The sequence below is a fragment of the Serratia sp. TSA_105.2 genome, assembly GCF_052692115.1.
The window spans coordinates 112,044-130,405 of sequence record NZ_JBQZFT010000005.1; the positions used below are offsets into that span (position 1 = coordinate 112,044).

At 59.5% G+C, this 18,362-nt stretch carries 20 protein-coding genes; 15 read left to right on the top strand and 5 right to left on the bottom strand.

What is annotated here, in order from left to right; genetic code table 11:
- The first annotated feature begins 5 nt into the window (after window positions 1-5).
- From ACUTSC_RS17060 to ACUTSC_RS17075, 4 genes are read left to right on the top strand one after another with little or no spacing between them, the layout of a single operon-like run.
- A complete protein-coding gene (locus ACUTSC_RS17060; protein ID WP_445653472.1) occupies window positions 6-1,064 on the top strand; it encodes a fimbrial protein in 1,059 nt (352 codons plus the stop codon).
- A 58-nt stretch (window positions 1,065-1,122) separates the two neighbouring features.
- Window positions 1,123-1,650, top strand: coding sequence for a type 1 fimbrial protein (locus ACUTSC_RS17065; RefSeq protein ID WP_197768438.1), 528 nt, complete (start codon window positions 1,123-1,125; stop codon window positions 1,648-1,650).
- 51 nt (window positions 1,651-1,701) lie between these two features.
- Complete coding sequence (locus ACUTSC_RS17070; RefSeq protein WP_197768437.1) at window positions 1,702-2,397, top strand: LuxR C-terminal-related transcriptional regulator; 696 nt, start codon at window positions 1,702-1,704, stop codon at window positions 2,395-2,397.
- 45 nt (window positions 2,398-2,442) lie between these two features.
- A complete protein-coding gene (locus ACUTSC_RS17075; RefSeq protein ID WP_197768436.1) occupies window positions 2,443-3,126 on the top strand; it encodes a LuxR C-terminal-related transcriptional regulator in 684 nt (227 codons plus the stop codon).
- Window positions 3,127-3,356: 230 nt separating this feature from the next.
- Here the strand turns inward: ACUTSC_RS17075 and ACUTSC_RS17080 are convergent, their stop codons facing one another.
- The gene (locus tag ACUTSC_RS17080) at window positions 3,357-3,908 is read right to left on the bottom strand and encodes a tyrosine-type DNA invertase (RefSeq protein ID WP_445653473.1); all 552 of its coding nucleotides are present in this window, start codon (window positions 3,906-3,908) and stop codon (window positions 3,357-3,359) included.
- A gap of 376 nt (window positions 3,909-4,284) precedes the next feature.
- Between ACUTSC_RS17080 and ACUTSC_RS17085 the strand changes: the two genes are divergently transcribed.
- From ACUTSC_RS17085 to ACUTSC_RS17095, 3 genes are all read left to right on the top strand, one after another.
- Entirely contained in the window at window positions 4,285-5,937 is a 1,653-nt protein-coding gene (locus ACUTSC_RS17085; protein ID WP_197768434.1) for a multidrug ABC transporter permease/ATP-binding protein, read from the top strand.
- Window positions 5,938-6,324: 387 nt separating this feature from the next.
- Complete coding sequence (locus ACUTSC_RS17090) at window positions 6,325-6,438, top strand: YmiA family putative membrane protein (RefSeq protein WP_048234622.1); 114 nt, start codon at window positions 6,325-6,327, stop codon at window positions 6,436-6,438.
- A 23-nt stretch (window positions 6,439-6,461) separates the two neighbouring features.
- Window positions 6,462-6,629, top strand: coding sequence for a hypothetical protein (locus ACUTSC_RS17095; RefSeq protein WP_197768433.1), 168 nt, complete (start codon window positions 6,462-6,464; stop codon window positions 6,627-6,629).
- Here ACUTSC_RS17095 and ACUTSC_RS17100 read toward each other — a convergent pair.
- Complete coding sequence (locus ACUTSC_RS17100) at window positions 6,622-7,842, bottom strand: MFS transporter (protein WP_197768432.1); 1,221 nt, start codon at window positions 7,840-7,842, stop codon at window positions 6,622-6,624. The genes ACUTSC_RS17095 and ACUTSC_RS17100 overlap by 8 nt on opposite strands.
- Window positions 7,843-8,345: 503 nt before the next feature.
- Between ACUTSC_RS17100 and agaR the strand changes: the two genes are divergently transcribed.
- The 6 genes from agaR to agaF are packed head-to-tail and all read left to right on the top strand — an operon-like array spanning window position 8,346 to window position 13,026.
- Window positions 8,346-9,119 (top strand): transcriptional repressor AgaR, encoded by a 774-nt coding sequence (agaR, locus tag ACUTSC_RS17105; protein WP_004931804.1) that lies wholly within the window; start codon window positions 8,346-8,348, stop codon window positions 9,117-9,119.
- Between the two features lie 23 nt (window positions 9,120-9,142).
- Window positions 9,143-10,426, top strand: a complete 1,284-nt coding sequence (locus ACUTSC_RS17110) for a D-tagatose-bisphosphate aldolase, class II, non-catalytic subunit (protein ID WP_197768431.1) — start codon at window positions 9,143-9,145, stop codon at window positions 10,424-10,426.
- 1 nt (window position 10,427) lies between these two features.
- Entirely contained in the window at window positions 10,428-10,904 is a 477-nt protein-coding gene (gene agaV / locus ACUTSC_RS17115; protein WP_019455696.1) for a PTS N-acetylgalactosamine transporter subunit IIB, read from the top strand.
- Between the two features lie 14 nt (window positions 10,905-10,918).
- Window positions 10,919-11,698, top strand: a complete 780-nt coding sequence (agaW, locus tag ACUTSC_RS17120) for a PTS N-acetylgalactosamine transporter subunit IIC (protein WP_019455697.1) — start codon at window positions 10,919-10,921, stop codon at window positions 11,696-11,698.
- On the top strand, window positions 11,688-12,581 hold the full coding sequence (locus ACUTSC_RS17125) for a PTS system mannose/fructose/sorbose family transporter subunit IID (RefSeq protein ID WP_016929936.1): 894 nt from the start codon (window positions 11,688-11,690) through the stop codon (window positions 12,579-12,581). Before agaW ends, ACUTSC_RS17125 begins: the two co-directional genes overlap by 11 nt.
- Before the next feature lie 10 nt (window positions 12,582-12,591).
- Window positions 12,592-13,026: a PTS galactosamine/N-acetylgalactosamine transporter subunit IIA gene (gene agaF, locus ACUTSC_RS17130; protein ID WP_063990720.1), complete on the top strand. Its 435-nt coding sequence runs from the start codon at window positions 12,592-12,594 to the stop codon at window positions 13,024-13,026.
- A 36-nt stretch (window positions 13,027-13,062) separates the two neighbouring features.
- On the opposite strand, the gene ACUTSC_RS17135 is transcribed toward agaF, so the two are convergent.
- Window positions 13,063-14,790 carry an SbmA/BacA-like family transporter gene (locus ACUTSC_RS17135; protein WP_197768430.1) on the bottom strand — a complete coding sequence of 576 codons (1,728 nt, stop codon included), beginning with the start codon at window positions 14,788-14,790 and terminating at the stop codon, window positions 13,063-13,065.
- Between the two features lie 205 nt (window positions 14,791-14,995).
- On the opposite strand from ACUTSC_RS17135, the gene ACUTSC_RS17140 reads away from it, so the two are divergent.
- The gene (locus ACUTSC_RS17140; protein WP_197768429.1) at window positions 14,996-15,703 is read left to right on the top strand and encodes a tetratricopeptide repeat protein; all 708 of its coding nucleotides are present in this window, start codon (window positions 14,996-14,998) and stop codon (window positions 15,701-15,703) included.
- Between the two features lie 32 nt (window positions 15,704-15,735).
- Here the strand turns inward: ACUTSC_RS17140 and ACUTSC_RS17145 are convergent, their stop codons facing one another.
- Both ACUTSC_RS17145 and ACUTSC_RS17150 read right to left on the bottom strand, forming a co-directional pair.
- Entirely contained in the window at window positions 15,736-16,383 is a 648-nt protein-coding gene (locus tag ACUTSC_RS17145; protein WP_197768428.1) for a DsbA family protein, read from the bottom strand.
- Window positions 16,384-16,451: 68 nt separating this feature from the next.
- A complete protein-coding gene (locus ACUTSC_RS17150) occupies window positions 16,452-17,336 on the bottom strand; it encodes an MBL fold metallo-hydrolase (RefSeq protein ID WP_197768427.1) in 885 nt (294 codons plus the stop codon).
- A gap of 108 nt (window positions 17,337-17,444) precedes the next feature.
- On the opposite strand from ACUTSC_RS17150, the gene ACUTSC_RS17155 reads away from it, so the two are divergent.
- Window positions 17,445-18,353: a LysR substrate-binding domain-containing protein gene (locus ACUTSC_RS17155; RefSeq protein ID WP_197768426.1), complete on the top strand. Its 909-nt coding sequence runs from the start codon at window positions 17,445-17,447 to the stop codon at window positions 18,351-18,353.
- Window positions 18,354-18,362 lie beyond the last annotated feature (9 nt).

Below are 18,362 nucleotides of genomic sequence, written 5' to 3' on the forward strand. Positions count from 1 at the left end.
ATATGATGGCGACAGGAATATCGATTCAACGAGGGATCATCGTCGGCGGGCTATTGGCGTGCGCAACGTTGGGCGCACCACAGGCGCAGGCGGCTTTCGGGCAGTGTGTCCCTATTTCGGGGACCCATGGGTTTTCATTCCTTTTTTCCCCGGTTTTAACCGATCCGTCGCAAAACGTAGTGGGGCGGGTTATTAGGAATGCTGACGGCGGTAACTGGAACCTGTCCGGCTCTTATCGGGTGAGGTGCGAGTGTCAGGCGCGTACGGCATCTTATGTCACCGCCAAAATGCTGCTGAGTGAGCCGGTATTCAGCAACGGGGGATTAACGTACTACGCATTGAATGAATACTTGGGCGTAGCCAGCGAAGTTTTCGTGGCGGGGTATCGCAATGAGTTTATTGCCGCGCCGTTCACCAATGAGTCTAACTTTAAGACCGATATGGATGGCGATGACGAATCCTGTGCCAGCACGCCCTACAACAGTGGCGCTCGCGGGCGAATTCATCTGTATTTCCGCCGCCCTTTCGTGGGGGTGACCACAATTCCCAGCACCCGCCTGGTGGACACCTACGTCTCCGTGGCGAGTGGGGTGAAAAGCGATGTGCCGGTCTCCACGATATCAATGAGCGGCACCGTGACCGTGCCGCAGAGCTGTGAAATCAGCCCGCAAACGGTCACGGTCGATTTTGGCGATATCTTGACGTCGAAGATCCAAACCAAGGGTGCTATGCCGCCCGGTTTTACTCCAGAAGAGAGAACGCTGACGCTGGCCTGCCGCAATATTTCTGCCGGCGTCAAGGTCAGTCTGTCATTTCGCGGTGAGGCGGACGGCAGCATGCCCGAGGCGCTGAAGACCAGCAATCGCAACATTGGCGTGATGATTAAGGATATGCAGGGCAATGTTATTCGGCCTCAGAGCGGGCGCTTGCCGATCGATAACTTCCAATACCCTAACCAGAGTGGCAGTTCACGGATCAGCATCTATCCGATCAACACCACCGGCCAACCTCCTGCCGTGGGGCAGTTCAATGCAACGGCGACCATTCAGGCAGAAATTCAATAACGGATATTTCAACGGTAGCGAGCCGGGGTCCCCGGCGTTTAACGAGAAGGAGCAGATTATGGGGAAGGTTTTTAGCGGTATCGGCTGCAAATTGGCGCTGGCAGGCCTGTTTCTCCTGGCGATGCCGTCGGCGTATGCCGTTTCAAAAATAGTGATTACCGGCAACATCAAAGCGGCACCCTGTGAAATCGACGGTGCGAACGGCACGGTTTCGGTCAATCTGGGGGATGATATTTCTGCCGCCGTTCTGGCGACCTCCGGTGCCTTTAGCCCTTGGGTGGAGTTCCCTTTGACGCTGAAAAACTGCCCGAGCACCACTACGTCGGTCGTCGCGACCTTCAGCGGAACGGCTGCGGATGAAGGTGTCAGCTTGTACAAAAGCACCGGCAGTTCTCGTCGGGTGCAAATTGAATTGCAAAACAGTCAGGGAATAAACCTGGGTAATGGCAAGAGCATGACGCAACTGGTGAATCTGGCGACGAATGAAGCCAAATTCAATTTGCGGGCGCGGGCATACAGCACTAATGGCGGGTCAACGCCCGGTTCGATAGAGGGGGCTCTGCAGGTCACTTTCGTCTATCAGTAGACAAAGGGGTTGCCCTCAATGGAAGGTTAACGACAGATTTAAGGTGATGATATGAATATAAATTATCCCTATGAAACAACCTTGACGGCCGCTAACGCAGCGACGGGGGCCGTGGCCATCATGGAACCTTGTCCCCTCACGGCGTTGGGGATGAGAAACCGATTGATTGAGTCCTGCGGCCTGCAGCCCGACAACGTTCGGCAAGTGACGAACCTGGTGGCGCTGAGAGCATTATTCACTCAGCACGCACATCGTTTATTGGTGATGGATTTGTGCGGCAAATCAGAATCGGTATTGGACGGCTTCAGGCTGATTGCTGATGTGCGTGAAAGCTCGCCGGACACCGCGATAATTATTTGTACGGCACTGGATGAACCCAGGCTGCTGCGGCAATTGATCGCATCCGGCATCCGCGGCCTGATGTTGAAGCAGGAGCCGGCCATTGCGTTGACTCATTGCGTCCAGCAGGTCTTGACGGGCAGCAGCAGTTTCAGCCACCGGGTGCGTCAGCGTCAATTGCATGAGGCGACGGCCGACAAGCCTCTGACGGCGAAGGAACTGGATGTGCTGACCCAGCTGTTTTCCGGTAAAAGCGTAACCAACGTGGCGTTAACGATGTGCCGTGATATTCGCACCGTCAGCACGCATAAGCGCAATGCAATGTTGAAGTTGGGATTTCACAGCGATGGGGAATTGTACCTTCAGGGGAAATGGATGGCGGCGCAAGGTTCATCCTTTGTTCGCTAGGCAAGCGTGCGGTGCCTCTCGGGTAAGCAAGCATAGGAGCAGATTATGCATTTATGGCGTCGGCAGCCGCTGAACATAGCGTTAATGGACAGATGTCCATTAACGCTGGAGGGGTTGGCGAGTTTTCTAAAAACGCTGCCAACCCAGGCAAAAGTTGTCGTAAAGGAAACCAGCGTCCGTGCGGTGGCGGATAGTGTGGTCTATCAGCAGGCTGACGTGCTGATTAGCGAGATGGACGGTGAAGATGAAACGGTGGCTCAGGGCAGAGAAACGTTGCTTGCCTTGTGCGCGCAGCTGCCAGAATTGCGGGTGATTGTCTATACCCGCTGCCAGAATGCAGAAGAGGTGGGGCGTCTGTTGAACCAGCCCAATATCAGCATCGTCGCCAGAGATGACGCTTTGCCGCTGGTGGCGGAGTTCTTTAATCGCGTCTTGCTTGGGGAGCGCGTGTTGAGCCCGCAGATAGGCGCTTTTCTGGCGCCTTCCGTTAGCGGCGAGGAGGCGGCAACGCGAAAGTTGACCCGCTGTGAGAGCGACGTTTTAGCCTATTTGTTCAACGGGATGAGCCTGCGGCAAATCGCCGAGTTACAACGCCGCAGCATCAAGACGATCAGCGCGCATAAATGCAGCGCCATGCGTAAACTGCAGGTGAAGAATGACAGCGAACTGTTTTCTTTGCACGGCAATATTACGCGGCAATTGGCTGGGAAATGGTCAAAGGGCACCTAACCTTTAATGAAACGGTATGGGCTATGATTTATCGGCAGGCTTGCCGTTAAACGTTTACCCAGTGAGGCGTATCCCAGGGCGCTGAGGCATGAAAAGCAGCTCGGCGTGAAAATATTGCTGAGTAGGCCGTTGATGACGTGCCGGGCTGCATCTTCCCATCTGAATATTGCATCGCACTCGATGTGTTGTTTAACGGAGGACGGGGCTGTGTGATTATTCTCGTCGTGGGGTTAAATGTTGATCGTGCGGAATCGCTCTACGTTGGTTGCGGTGTAGATCACCGTATTCTGGATATTTTTGTGCCCTAAATAATCCTGAATCAAGCGCGTATCGACCCCCTTATCCGCAAGGGCGTAACCGCAGGAATGGCGCAACATGTGAGGATGGACCTGAACGCTAATACCGGCCATCTCACCATACATTCTCATCAACCGATAGAGCTGCTGACGTGATATTTTCCCGCCGTGGCGCGACAGGAATAGCCATGGAGTTTCAGCGTCAGGGTAGTTCACCCGTTGGGCCAGCCAGTTTGACAGTGCCTGCCGTTCTCGCGGTTGAATAGGATGCTGAACGGAAAATCCGTTTTTCAGCCGGGATATATGGATCCGATTGGAGGTAAGATCAATATCCGCCAGGCGTAAAGCACGCAGTTCGCTAACCCTCAAACCGTGAATAAAGCACATTAATAGTAGACAACGATCTCGAATGCTATTTTTTCCTTCATGCACGGCTGCAATCAGTTGCTCAATTTCAACCTGACTGAGAAATTTCCTTTTTTTCATTTTTCTTTCCTGCGTCTTTGATGTTGGCGATTCCTGTCATGAAGTTTTATTAAAGCACTGGAGCATAATGGGCGGCAAAGGAAATAAATAATTTCATTTATGAGTAGATGGTTTTTTTATCTTTCCTATTTTTTCATTTTTCAAATGAATGCCTTTTTGAATTTTATATGTTTATTTAATTTATTTCAGGAAGCTATTTAATCAGCGAATATTGAGAAACCTGTAAGAGCCGTATGGAGACTTTGCAACCGTCAGATGGCCAGGGGATATCGCCTCTCTCAGAACGGTGCACGATAAACTGTGATGAGAATTCGTCTTGATCTCATTCTCCCGCCGCTTACAATGCCTGCCAGAACGCGACTTCAGAGGTTTTTTCATGGAACTGCTACGGGTGGTTTATCACCAGTACCGTTGGCCATTTCTGGCTGTCATGGCGTTGACCATGGCCAGCGCCGGCTTGGGTATCGGTATCATTGCTTTTATCAATCAATACCTGATGGACGCCGGCGGCGATGCATTTGCCGTGCTGCCAATGTTTCTCGCCCTGCTGGCATTGTTGATAGCGATCACGCTGGGTTCGCAATTGGCGCTGACGACCTTGGGCCATTACTTCGTCTATCGCCTGCGTGGGCAGTTAGTGAAGCGCATTTTGGATACCGATATTGAACGCCTCGAACAATTGGGCAGCGCCTCATTGTTGGCCAGCCTGTCCAGCGATATCCGTAATATCACCGTCGCCTTCGTGCGCTTGCCTGAACTGGTTCAAGGGGTGATTTTAACCCTGGGGGCGGCGGCCTATCTGGGGTGGCTATCGCCGAAAATGCTGGCGGTCACTGCAGTCTGGGTGGCGGTGACCGTCGTGGGCAGTGGCTGCCTGGTATCACGGGTTTATCGTCATATGGCCAGCTTGCGCGAGTCAGAAGAGCATCTCTATCATCGTTATGAATCGGTGATAGACGGTCGCAAGGAACTGGCGTTAAACCGCAAGCGGGCGCAGGCGCTGTACGAACAGGCCTATCAGCCCGATGCGCAAGCTTATCGCTACCATATCATTCGCGCCGACACCTTCCATCTGAGCGCGCTCAACTGGTCAAATATCATGATGTTGGGCGCGATTGGACTGGTGTTCTTTATGGCCAACAGCCTGGGATGGGCGGACTCGGCGGTGGCCGCCACCTATTCACTGACGCTGCTGTTCTTGCGCACGCCATTACTGCAGGCGGTCGGGGCGTTTCCGACGCTGGTCAGCGCCGAAGTGGCCTTTAACAAGCTGAAGACGCTGCGCCTGGCCGAGTATCAACCGGCGTTTCCTGCCGCCGTCAGCCGTTTCTGGCAGACGCTGGAGCTGCGTGATGTGGTTTTTCATTATGCAGATACTGAACAGCAGCCCGGTTTTGCCGTCGGGCCGCTCAGTCTGACGCTGCGGCGTGGTGAGCTGGTCTTTTTGATCGGCGGCAACGGCAGCGGCAAGTCAACGTTGGCGATGCTGTTGACCGGGTTGTACCGGCCGGTGAGCGGTCACATCGTTCTGGATGGCGTCGCACAGACCGCGGCGGATATGCCGGACTACCGTCGACTGTTTTCGGCGATTTTCACCGATTTTCATCAGTTCGATCGCTTGCAAGGGCCGGAAGGCGGCGAACCCGATGCGGATCTGGTCGCCGTCTGGCTCGAGCGGTTGAATATGAAAAGCAAACTGCAGTTTGACGGCACCAGGGTGACCAACCCGCAACTGTCGCAGGGGCAGCGCAAGCGTCTGGCTTTGCTGCTGGCGGTGGCGGAACAGCGCGATATCTTGCTGTTGGATGAATGGGCCGCGGATCAGGATCCGCAATTCCGGCGCATTTTCTATCGCGAGCTGTTGCCAGAACTGCGTGCGATGGGCAAAACGGTGTTTGCCATCAGCCATGACGATCACTATTTCGAACACGCCGATCGGTTGCTGGAGATGCGCTCAGGTCACTTACGTGAGCTGATCGGCAGCGAGCGTGAACACGCCAGCCGGGATTCCGTCAGCAGAATCGGTTAATTCACGCCGGCCCGAGCGAAACCAAATGGGCCGGTGCTTCTCTCCGTATGATCCCAGTACGTCGCTTCATTTTCTCCCCCGCCTTCAGCGCTGTCTGTTGCCGATTTGGCTTACGGCCAGTCAAATAATTGATAGTTGAATTATTTACTAGTGGTTTAATTTTGACCTTGCAAGGTGTGGCACACTGCACGTTCGTTCGCCTATCAATACAAGTTATCGCCTGCCGATAACAGTGATATCCACGGTGCCGTTCTTACTGAGGCGGTGATGCAGGTCTATGGCTAGCAGCTGTTTTTTTAATTTCCATAGGAAAAAACGACTTTATCGATCGTTAAAACAGATCGATAATCATTGTTTGAATGGTTTAATCTATTGGTTGAGGGCGCTGTGGTGAGCAAGGATGGATCAGATATCAAACGTAGAGCATGGCTGTGTGTATTTATCGGTAGCGGGCTGTTCTGGCTGTTCACCGCCGCCGTGATTTACTGGTTACTGAATTAGCAGGTTAAGCAGGAAGGCGATTCGTGAACAAAAAGCAGGTTAAAAACCGTGAGGGCGCTGAACGTCGCGCACAGTCCAAAATTCCGCCGTCATGGGTGCTGAGCGATGAGCAGCGCGCCTTTATTGAAGACTTGTGGCAGGATTCCGACTCTGAGCCGGCGCGCCCCCCATCGCGCAATGGTGTTAGCTGATCACGCGGCGGCGGCCGGCCAGCGCGCCGAACAGCATTTGCAAGACGGTCAGGCACAGCAGAGCGATCAACGGCAAACGCCAACCTTCCGTCAGATCGTGCAGCAGGCCGAATAGGGTGGGCCCCAGCGCCGCCAACAGATAACCGACGGATTGCGCCATACCCGACAGCAGCGTCGCTTGATGATGATGCTGACTGCGCAATCCAAAGAACGACAGCGCCAGCACCAGCGAACTCCCCGCCCCCAACCCGGCAAACGTCAGCCACACCAGTGAACTGGCGGGTTGCACCAATAATCCCCCGACGCCGATAAAGATCAGCAGCGAGCTGCCCAGCGCGATTGCCCGCTGATCGTGTGCGCGCGGCAAAATCACCACCATGACAAAGTTGGCGACGATCGCCACCACCTGGTAAACGAACAGCTCGAAACCCGCCTGCTGAGCTGAGGTGCCGTGGCTGGCGGCAAAGGCGCTGAACCAGCCGATGATGGTGTAGAAGGCGATCGATTGCAGCCCCATGAACATCGCCACTTGCCAACCCAGCGCGCTGCCCCAGGGAGAACGATAGCGCTGTGGCTCCGTCGGTTGCGGCTCTTTGGTGGCGGGTGTGGCGGAGCGCCGCAGCTGTGGCAACCACACCAGCAGCGCCAACAGCGCGGGCAAGCCCCAGCACAGTAAGGAGAACCGCCAGCCGAGGTCGGCCAGGGCAGCCAGCGGCACCGCCAGACCAGAGGCGACGGCGGCAACCAGTGACATCACCGCCGCATAGGCGGCGATCATCGCGGCGGCGCGATGCGGGAAGTCTCTTTTCACCAGCGTTGGCAGCACCACGTTGGCGAAGGCAATGGCGGCGCCGATCAGGATGCTGCCCAGCCAGAGCATGGCGTCTTGCGGCAGAGAACGCAGCGCGATGCCGCAGACCAGCAGCGCGAGGGCGAGGCCCAGAGTGCGCTCGATACCGATGCGTTTCGCCAGCGCCGGGGTCAACGGCGAGAGGATGGCGAACAGGATCAGCGGCAGCGAGTTGATCAGGCCGGCGGCGGTGGCGGACAACGCCAGCTGTTGCTGGATCTGCTCCAACAGCGGGCCGACGCTGGTCAGGGCGGCGCGCAGGTTGGCCGCGATCAGCATAATGCCGACGATCAACAGAACAGGGCGGTGTAACCGGCGACGCGGGGCCGCGGTGGTCGTTGGGGATGAAGCGGGTTGCGGCATGGGTTCCTCGCACCAGGGCATGCAGTCAATCAGTGCTGCATGGCGTGATGCGTTGATTGACGTTAACGCTTACGTACCGACAAATCGACGGTATCCGATCGCAAGTGTAGGGAAGATGGCTCGCGCTGACAAGGGTATGGCCCGGCGGGATGGCGGCGGTTAACCTCCGCCGGCCGCAGGATAATTGCCATTATGTGATCCTGGTCACTGAGTGAACTAAAAGTCATGGCGTGGACCGCACCACGCGCCGCTTTCGCTTTCCTTGCCGTCGGCACTGTGGCCCCCCGGCGCTTGCGCCCGTCACGGCATTTCACTTTTTCCCCCTTCCGCTTTTTGGCTTTTCGATCCGTTTCGATTCGAAAGGTTTTTTGGCGGTTTTTTTGCTAAAACGGGGCTGTAAGCCCGATCACAATTTCATTGCTTTCGCTTTGCTGTAATGCCAGCGCAGTAGAGCGAAAGCCATCTTCTCCCCGGCGATGCCGGAAACTTGAGGACCGCAGCTCATGCCAGTGAATACCGCAAAGCGACGTGAACACATCATCGATCTGTTATGCGAGCACGGCAGCGTGCGCGTGGAGCAGCTCAGCAAACAGTTTGCGGTATCCACGGTAACGATCCGCAACGATCTGCGCTTTCTGGAACGAAAAGGGTGTGCGCTGCGCGCTTACGGCGGCGCAATGCTCAATCAGCAATTCGCTTTCGATCGGCCGCTGCGGGACAAAGGGCGATTGAATCGCGACGTCAAAACGCTGATCGCCAACGCGGCGGCCGGCTATGTGCGCGACGGCGATGCGCTGATCCTCGATTCCGGATCCACCACCGCGCAGATCGTGCCGTTCCTGAAGGGGCGGCGCGATCTGGTGGTGATGACCAATGCGCTGAACATTGCCTACGAGCTTTCGGGAAACGACGGGGTGGAGGTCATGGTGCTGGGGGGCAGCGTGCGCCGCAACTCTTACTCGCTCTACGGTCCGGCTGCCGAGCAGCAATTGCGTCAGTACCGCTTCGACAAGCTGTTTTTGGGCGTCGACGGGTTCGATCTGAGCGCCGGCATCACCACGCCTCACCCCGGTGAGGCGCACCTCAATCGCGTGATGTGCGAGGTGGCGCGCGAGATTATCGCAGTGGCGGATGCCAGCAAATTCGGTCGCAAGAGCTTTTGCATGATTCGCGAAGCCGGACAAATCCATCGGCTGATCACCGACAGCCGTCTTCCGGACGATTACGAGCGGGCGTTAACCGAGCTGGGCGTGGAGGTCATCATCGCCGATCGGTAGCAGGGCGCCTGCATGGGGGCTTCATGCAGCAGTTGTTACAGCTTGTCGAGCAGCACAAGGCCGGTATGCCGGTCGGGATCTTTTCCGTCTGTTCCGCCCATCCCTGGGTTCTGAAGGCCGCGCTGCGGCAGGCCAAAGCGCGCGGCACGCCGGTGTTGGTAGAGGCGACGTCCAACCAGGTCAATCAGTTCGGCGGCTATACCGGCCAAACGGCGGCCCAGTTCCGCGATGCGCTGTGGCGCCTGGCGGATGAGGTTGGCCTGGCGCGCGAGCGAGTGTGGCTGGGCGGCGATCATCTGGGGCCCAACGCCTGGCAAGATCGCCCGGCTCAGGAGGCGATGGCGCTGGCGGAAACCTTGATCGACGATTACGTTCGCGCCGGATTTCGCAAAATTCACCTCGATTGTTCCATGTCGTGCGCCGGCGATCCCTCGCCCCTGGGGGATGCCACGGTCGCCGAGCGTGCGGCGCGCCTGTGCGCGGTGGCGGAGCGGGCCTGGGCGCAGAGCGGCGGCGAAGCGCCGGTTTATGTGATCGGCACAGAAGTGCCGGTGCCGGGTGGCGCACAGGAGGCGCTGGCGGGTCTGCAGGTCACCACGCCGCAGGCGGTGGCGCAAACGCTGGAAACGCACCGCATCGCCTGGCAAAAGGCCGAGTTGAACGATGCCTGGCAGCGAACTATCGCGCTGGTGGTACAGCCGGGCGTCGAGTTCGATCACCACAGCGTCGAACGCTATCAGCCGCAGCGTGCCAGCGCATTGAGCCATTTCATCGAACGGCAGCCGGGCATGATCTATGAAGCTCACTCCACGGACTATCAGCCGCCGCAGGCCTACCGTCAGTTGGTGCGCGATCACTTCGCCATTCTGAAGGTAGGGCCGGCGCTGACCTTCGCGCTGCGCGAAGCGCTGTTCGCCCTCGATCGCATCGAGCGTGAATGGCTGGGGGAACGCCAGTCGGCGCAGCTGTGCGCCACGCTGGAGCAGGTGATGCGCGAGCAGCCTCAGCAGTGGAGCCGCTATTACCACGGTACGCCGCACCAACAGTATCTCGATCGCCACTACAGCCTGAGCGATCGGGTGCGTTACTACTGGCCGCAGCCGCAGGTGCAGCAGGCGGTCGACGGTTTGCTGGACAACCTGCGCCGCAGCCCGGCGCCGCTGGCGCTGCTCAGCCAGTACCTGCCGGATCAGGCGCGGGCGCTGAACGCCGGCGAGTTGAGCGCCGATCCGCAGGAGTGGGTGCTGCATAAAGTGACGCAGGTGCTCGACGATTATCACGCCGCCTGCTACCCGGAGGGCCGCTGACATGCCGAACATTTTAATGACCCGCATCGACAATCGCCTGGTGCATGGCCAGGTGGGCGTGACCTGGACCAACACCCTCGGCGCCAACCTGGTGGTGGTGGCCAACGACGAGGCCGCCGCCGATCCGGTGCAGCAGAACCTGATGGACATGGTGGTGGCGGAAGGGGTGCAGACCCGCTACTTCACGCTGCAGAAAACCATCGACGTGATCCACAAGGCGGCGGATCGGCAGAAGATCTTTCTGGTGTGCAAAACGCCGCAGGACGTGTTGACGCTGGTGCGCGGCGGGGTGCCGATCCGTTTCGTCAACGTCGGCAACATGCACTTCGCCGAGGGGAAGCGGCAGGTGCACAAAACGGTGTCGCTGGACGACGGCGACGTGGCCGCGTTTCGCGCGCTGGCGGCACTGGGCGTGGAATGCGAGGTACGCCGGGTGCCGGATGAGGCGGGCGAGGCGATCGGCAAACTGCTCTTTTGAGCCAGGGGGAAAGCATGTTGACGGATGCGTTATTGATTGCGCTGTTGGCCGGGCTGGCGGGGGTTGACCTGTTCGACGGCCTGACCCACTTCCACCGGCCGGTGGTGATGGGGCCGCTGGTGGGGTTGATTTTGGGCGACGTCTACACCGGCTTGCTGGTGGGCGGCACGCTGGAGCTGGTGTGGATGGGGATGGTGCCGCTGGCGGGTGCCCAACCGCCGAACGTGGTGATCGGTGGGGTGATCGGCACCGCGTTCGCCATTCTGACCAAGGCCGATCCTAAAGTGGCGATCGGCGTGGCGGTACCGTTCTCGATTGCGGTGCAGGGCTGCATCACGCTGCTGTTTACGCTGTTCTCACCGATGATGCACCGCTGCGATCGCATGGTGAAAGAGCTGAACTGGCGTGGCATCGAACGGGTGAATTACCTCGGCATCAGCATTCTGTTCATCTTCTATTTCGTGGTGGCGTTCCTGCCGATTTACTTCGGCGCCGATGCGGCCAGTGCCATGGTGCAGAAGGCGCCGGGCTGGCTGCTGGACGGGCTGGCGGTGGCGGGCGGCATGATGCCGGCGATCGGCTTCTCGCTGCTGATGAAGGTGATGATGAAAAAAACCTACGTGGCCTATTTTATCCTCGGCTTCATCTCGGTCACGTTCCTCAAGCTGCCGATCCTGGCGGTGGCGCTGGGTGCCCTGGCGATCGCCTTGATCGACTTCTTCAACACGCAACGCGGCGCGGCAGAGGCGACGGCCCGGCCCGCTCCGCAGGAGGACGCCGAAGATGGCATTTAACGATTCCGACGATCTGCTGGCGCAAAAGGCCGAGCAACGCATGGCGCAGGCGCTGGCCACCAGTCAGGTGGAGCAGGACGACTATCTGGACAGCCAGCCCGCCGAAGCGCTGACGCGCGGCGACATCAACCGCATGGCCTGGCGTTCGCTGCTGCTGCAGGCGTCGTTCAACTACGAACGCATGCAGGCGGGCGGCTGGCTGTATCAGCTGATCCCCGGGCTGCGCAAGATCCACCGCAACCCGCAGGATCTGGCCAACTCGATGAAGATGCACATGGAATTTATCAACGTGCACCCGTTCGACGTCACCTTCCTGTCCGGCCTGGTGCTGGCGATGGAGCAGAACAAGGAGAAGATCTCCACTATTCGCGCGGTGAAAGTGGCGCTGATGGGGCCGCTCGGCGGCATCGGCGACGCGCTGTTTTGGCTGACGCTGTTGCCGATATGCGCCGGGATAGGCGCTTCGCTGGCGCTGGAGGGCAGCCTGTTCGGGCCGATTGTTTTCCTGCTGCTGTTCAACCTGTTCCACTTCGGCCTGCGTTTCGGGCTGGCGCACTACGGCTATCAGGCCGGCACCAGCGCGCTGGCGCTGTTGAAGACCCACACCCGGCGCATTTCTCACGCCGCGTCGATCGTCGGCATGACGGTGATCGGCGCGCTGGTGGCCTCGTATGTACACCTGTCCACGCCGCTGGTCATGCATGCCGGCAAGGCCAGCGTGGCGCTGCAGACCGACGTGCTGGACAAGTTGATGCCCAACCTGTTGCCGCTGTGCTTCACGCTGCTCATTTTCTTCCTGATGAAGCGCGGCTTCTCGCCGGTGAAGCTGATTGGCGTCACCGTAGCGATCGGCGTGGCGGGCAAATTTATCGGCATTTTGTGAGGAGTGGGCTATGCCAGGCATTGTGATTACCGGCCACGGCGGCTTCGCCACCGGGCTGTTGCAGGCGGTGGAACAGGTGGTGGGGCCGCAGCCGCACTGCGCGGCGGTCGATTTCCCCGAACAGATGAGCACCGCGCAGCTCAACGACGCCTTGCGCTCGGCGCTGGCGGCGGTGGCGCAGCCGGACGGCGTGGTGTTTCTCACCGACATGCTCGGCGGCTCACCGTTCCGCAGCGCCTGCGAACTGGCGGATGCGCAGGGCGATTGCGAAGTGCTGACCGGCGTCAATATGCAGCTGGCGGCGGAAATGATGCTGGAGCGCGACGGGTTGAGCCTGGATGAGTTTCGCGAGGTGGCGCTGGCGTGCGGCAAACGCGGCCTGACCAGCCTGTGGCATGAGCGCCGCCGGATGAAATGCGAAGACGTGCAGACCGACGGCATCTGAACGAACGCCGGGCGCGGTAGCGCCCGGCTCTGTGGGTTATACCGGCAGCGGGCTCAGCGCCAGGCGCGCCGGTTGATCTTCGCTGCGGCTGAAGCGCCAGCAGGTCTGGTGGTACTTCGCCACGCTGTTGCGGTGCGCCACGCTGATCAGCGTCACGTCCGGCAGTTCATCCACCAGCAGGCAGTACATCAACTGTTCGGTTTCGTCGTCCAGCGCGCTGGTGGCCTCGTCGAGGAACAGAATACTCGGGCGAATCAACAAGGCGCGGGCGAACGCCAGCCGCTGTTGCTCGCCCGGCGACAGGCGATGGCTCCAGTTGGCGGAGGTATCCAGCCAGCGCTGCAGGTGCTTCAGGCGGCAGTTTTCCAGCACCCGCATCAGCTGCGGATCGCTGTATTCCGACGCCAGGCTCGGGTAGCTCAACGCTTCGCGCAGCGTGCCGATCGGAATGTAGCTGCGCTGCGGCAGGAACAGCGTGTTGGCGTTGGCCGCTACCCCGATAGTCCCCGCGCCGTAAGGCCAGATACCGGCGACGGCCCGCAGCAGCGTCGACTTGCCGCAGCCGGAAGGGCCGACGATGAGCAGGCGATCGCCGCGTTGCAGCGTCATCTCGGCGCCGGCCAGCAGCAGCTGGCCGTCGGGCAAGTTCAGGCTGAGGTTATTCAGCGTTAACGGATGGGCGGTCTCTTCCCGCAGCTGAATGCCGCGCGGCTGATGATGCACCTGATCGACGGCGGCGTTGAAACCGGCCAAACGGTTGACGCAGGCTTTCCAGGTCGCCAAATCGTTAAACGCGTCGATAAACCATGACAGCGCACCCTGCACCTGGCCGAAGGCCGAGGCGATCTGCATCAGGCCGCCCATCTGGATGGCGCCGGAGAAGTAGCGCGGCGCCGCCACCAGCAGGGGAAACACGATGGCGAACTGGCCGTAGAAGTTGGTGGCGATGTTCAGCCGCCGGGTGATGCGCATAATTGCCCACCAGTTGCTGCGAATGGTGTCGAAACGATCGCCCAGCTGCTGCGCCTCGCGCGGTTCGCCGTGGTACAGCGCGATGGCTTCGTTGTTTTCGCGGATGCGGATCAGGCCGAAACGGAAGTTCGCCTCGTACCGTTCCTGATTGAAGCCCAGCATGACCAGCGGTTTGCCGACCCACCAGATCAGCAGCGATCCCAGCACCGCATACAGCAGCGCGAACCACACCATATAACCGGGCAGCGTGATGGCGTGCTGGCCGAGCGCGAAGGTCATCGGCCCGCTGACGTGCCACAAGATGTCGATAAAGGAAAACAGCGTCACCAGGCTGGAGAGCAGCCCGAGCGACAGCGACAGGGTATATTGGGTCAATACGTTGAGATCTTCGGCAATACGCTGATCGGGGTTATCGACGATCTGCTGCTGCTCGGTGTGGTAATACGCCTGGTGCGCCAGCCATTTTTCCATGAACTTTTCCGTCATCCAGCGCCGCCAGCGCATCTGCAGCCCCTGAGTCAGGTAGATCTTGTAGACCGCCAGCACGATGAAGATCAGCGCCAGATAGGTAAAGCGCCACAGCTGCGCCTTGAATACCGGGTAGTTTTTGTTCTGCAGCGCATCGTAGAACACCTGGTTCCATTGGTTGATCTGCACGCTGATATAGACCAGACCGAGCGACAGGACGACGATGGCGATCAGCATCATCCAGGCGCGCCATCGCTCCTCCGACACCCAAAAGGGTTTGATCAGCTGCCACACGGCGTGTTTCTGCAGGGGGGTTGCGTTCATAACGGCTCGATAATTGCGGTATTTCGTTCAGCATGGGCTGCGGGCCGGTAACAAACAAACCGTGACTGTAAGCAGTTTTAACTCCGCTAACCGTTTGAAATAAGGCGGCTGAATCGCCGGCAGCGTGCAGGTGGGCGCAATTGCGGCATACACTCTGCCGCCGGGCGGTTATACTGGCGCCGAATTTTTGCAGAAAGGATAAACGATGAAGGCTTGGTTTCCCCTGTTGCTGACCTGCGGCGTCTTCGCCAGCGCCCGGGCCTGGGCGCACATTGACGAGCCGGACATTGCCGCCGACTGCCAAAAGGTGGCGAGCTACGCCGAGCTGGGAAAAAAGGCCTATCAGCGGCAGAATTACGCCAAAGCTGCCGACATCTTTCGCGATCAGGCGGCCTGGAGCGAGTTTTGCGGCCTGAGCGAGCAGGCCGTCGCCACGGCCTACAACAACGTGGCGCTGTCGCTGATGCACGCCGGGGAATTGCTCAAGGCGCAGGCCTATCTGGCGCTGGCGCCGCACGATGACAAATCGCAGCACAACATGAGCCTGTTGCGCCAACGGCTGGCGCAGCGTCCGCAGCCGCAGGGGCCGGGCGGCGTGTATTGGCAATACGCCGGGCGCGGCGTGTGGAGCGAGGTGACGGTGAAGCCGCAGGGCGAGCGCTGGCTGATTGATTTTTCCGGCTACGCCATGCCGCAGATGGGGCTGTATTACGGCCCGAACATGGGCGACTTCACCGCCGAGCTGCCGATCGAGCACGGCAAGGCGGTCTACCACCAGCATGACTCGGAAAGCGCGCAGGTCTGCGACGTGACGATGGCGTTTGGTGAGCAAGCGCTGGAGATGCACACGCGGGGGGATTGCGGGTTCGGTCACAACGTGCGGGCGGAAGGGCGGTTCGTGCGGGTCGAATGACCCGCCCCGGCAGCCGGGGCGAGAAAGGTTGGTTATGCCAGCGCGGCGGCGCCCAGCAGGTTTTTCCAGGCTTCCACGTTACCCAGATAGTTGCCGGCCGGCAGCAGATGCAGGCGGCCTTCGCTGTCCTGCAGCGCAAAGGTCGGGAAGCCCTGGCCTTGCACTTTGGCCAGCAGCGCCCGGCCTTCCGCGATGTGTTGCGCGGTCGGCGCGCCGCTGTTGAAACGCATTTCGGCGATAAACGCCGCCGAAGGCAACCCCAGCTCTTTCGCCAACGCTTCCAGCACCGGCGTGTCGGCGATGCGCCGGCCTTCCTGATAGTGCGCCTGCTGAATGCGGTGCAGCATGTCCAGCCCGCGTCCCGCCAGCTTTTCCGCCGCCAGGATAGCGGTGATTGGCGGCTCGGAATCCATCACCGCCGTGGTGTCGCGTAGCAGGCCGTTGAAATAGGCTTCGCCAAAAGGCTGGCCCGTCATCTCGGCGATGCGTTTGTCGTGCGGAATGACGTAGTTGCGCCATTCGTCGGTGATTTGGCGGCGGTTGTTGCCGGTCATCATGCCGCCGGCGTGCGGCACGACCTTCAGCCCGGGGAGGCTCTGAGCCGCTTTCACCAGCGGCGCGGCGCCGTAGCACCAGCCGCACAGCGGATCGAAAATGTAATGCAGAGTGGTTTCGGTCATCTTTACTCCTCGCCTGGCGCGCGGCAGCTCACCGCGGCGCCAGGGCTGGTTCAATCACGCACGGGCGCTTATTGCGGCCACTTCATCTCGCCTTTCAGCACCTTCGCGCTCAGTTCCAGGCTCGACTCGTCTTTCAGCGTCGGGTAGTGCTTTTTCATCGCTTCAATCAGCGCGGCGGAATCCTTGGCTTTCGGCAGTTCGGCTTCCAGCGTGGTCAGGTATTTCTGGGTAAAGTGCACCGATGCCAGCGTTTGCGCTGCGCCCGGCAGGAAGTGGCCCGGCACGACGACCTGCGGCTTCAGCGCTTCGATGTTTTTCAGCGTCTGCTGCCAGTGCTGGCGCGATTCCACGCTCTGGTTGTCGGCGATCCACGGGTGGATGTTGTCACCGGCGACCGCGACACCGCCTACGACCGCTTTCAGCGCCGGGATCCAGACGAAGGTGCGCTCGGGGGTCGGGCCGTTCAGGCCTTTCACTTCCACTTTCTGGCCGTCGATGGTGAAGCTGTCGCCCTGCAGCGGCTGCGGCACGATCACGGTTTTTGGCGCGTTGTCTTTCAGGATCGGGCCCCAGTAGGCGACTTTGCCGTCTTTAGTGGCGTTGATGTCCTTGATGGTGCCTGGCGAAGCGATGATTTTCGCTTCCGGGAAGGCCGCTTTAATCACGTCCAGACCGAAATAGAAATCCGGATCTGAGTGGCTGATATAAACGGTGGTCAGTTTCTTGCCGGTCGCCTTGATCTTTTTCACCAGCTCTTCAGCGTCGTTGCGTTGGAACTGAGCGTCGATCAGCGCCACTTCGTGTTTACCGCTGATGATTTCGGAAGACACCGGGAACACGCTTTTCTCGCCCGGGTTATACACTTCCATGGTCAGGGTATCGGCCGCGGTGGCGTAGGTGCTGAGGGTGGCGACGCCGGTGAAGGCCAGAGTTAACAGTGATTTCTTAAACATGGGCAGAGGTCCTTAGGTATCGGTTAATGTTGTAATGATGTTAGGTTGCATAAAGCGATAGAAAAACCGGATAATAAGCAATTATTCGTTGCATAAATCGGACTAATTATGGATCGCATTACCGCCGCTGAGGTTTTTGTCACCATCGTCGATCGCGGCAGCATGATCGCCGCCGCGGAAACGCTGGAGATGTCGCGCGCGATGGTGACGCGCTACCTGGCACAGATGGAGCAATGGGCCGGGGCGCGTTTACTGCACCGCACTACCCGTAAGCTTAGTCTGACCGACGCCGGTGAGCGCACTCTGGAACGCTGTCGGCAAATGCTGGCGCTGGCGGGGGAGATCGACCTGGTGGAGGAAGGGCAGAGCGATGAGCTGCGCGGCCTGCTGCGCATCACCTGTTCGCAGTCGCTTGGGCAAACGGCGCTGGTGGGGGCCGTCGCTCAGTATTTGAAGCGTCACCCGCAGGTGGCGGTCGATCTGCAGATGAACAACCGGGCGGTGAACCTGGTGGAAGAGCGCATCGATCTGGCGCTGCGCATCACCAACGAGCTGGATCCCAACCTGATCGCCCGCCCGCTGTCCACCTGCGCATCGGTGGTGTGCGCCGCACCGGCGTATCTGGCGGCGCACGGCACCCCGCGTCAACCGCAGGATCTGGCGTTGCACAACTGTCTGACCTACTCCTATTTCGGCAAAAGCCTGTGGCACTTCGACGCTCAGGGGGTGAAATCTGCGGTGGCGGTCAGCGGTAACCTGAGCGCCAACGAGTCGGTGGTGCTGATGGCCGGCACGGTGCAGGGGGCGGGCATTTCCATGCAGCCCTATTATTCGGCGGCGCCGCTGCTGGCCAGCGGCGAACTGGTCGAACTGTTGCCGGATTACCGGCCGCAGTCGATGGGCATCTACGGCATCTATACCTCACGCCGTCAGATGCCCGCTACCTTGCGCACCATGCTGGACTTTTTGGTGGGGTGGTTCGCCACCGATCCGCAGTGGCAGGCGACGCTGCGCTGATGCTTCGGC